This window comes from Vibrio sp. D173a, from assembly GCF_030248475.1.
In genome coordinates, this window is the sequence record NZ_JAHGAH010000707.1 from 1 (window position 1) to 705 (window position 705).

The 705-nt window shown below is 44.8% G+C and carries 2 protein-coding genes; both read right to left on the minus strand.

What is annotated here, in order from left to right; translation table 11 throughout:
- Positions 1 to 471 (minus strand): insulinase family protein (locus tag KIV40_RS28680; protein ID WP_285352618.1); only part of this gene is annotated, 471 nt, incomplete at its 3' end.
- Positions 465 to 705: hypothetical protein (locus tag KIV40_RS28685; RefSeq protein ID WP_285352620.1), on the minus strand; the 241-nt coding region annotated here is incomplete at its 5' end. The genes KIV40_RS28680 and KIV40_RS28685, both read right to left, overlap by 7 nt.

Below are 705 nucleotides of genomic sequence, written 5' to 3' on the forward strand. Positions count from 1 at the left end.
AATACGAGGGTAGTTTTCCAAAGGCAGTTGCTGAGATAGGTTTGCTAACACCGTATTATGAGCTGCCACTAACAGATCAACTTTCTCTGGTGCCGTAGTAAACTCTGTCGATAAGCGCACTTTATTGTCTTTATTCAAAGTCATCTCAAATCGAATCGAATACACACCACCAAGTTCATGACGAAGCTTGTTTTTCAGAGCTTTTTGTACAATTGGATTCAGCGTTGATACCAAGAAACTCGATTCTGGTGTCCACATCATGTCCGCTTCACTTTTGATGGTGACTGTAGATTTATCTTCATCGTGGATTGCCTGTTCCAGAGTGTGATATCCCGCAGGCAATACAGACTCACGGCCTTCAAAATCCGATTTACGCGTCACTGCGGCCAAATATGGCAGTACCGACTTTTCGATGTCTTGTTCAGTGGTCTGCCCAACAATAAACAGAGAAACAGGTTGTTGGTTCAGCATCTCAACGGCTGATGAGAAATCCTTTTCGGTAGTGACTCAACGTCTTTTGTCGTAGGAGAAATGCCTTGAGGTGTCCCCCACAAAACCCCACGCTCCATAACCAGTTCTGATACATCGAGAACGGATTCAGCTATAGCTTCTTTCGCTTGCTCGAACTGTTCAGCATTCAGTGTCCAACCCGTTTGGGTCATCCAATAAGAGAGAATTAAAGGTTCGAGGCGTGAAGGTGTCACC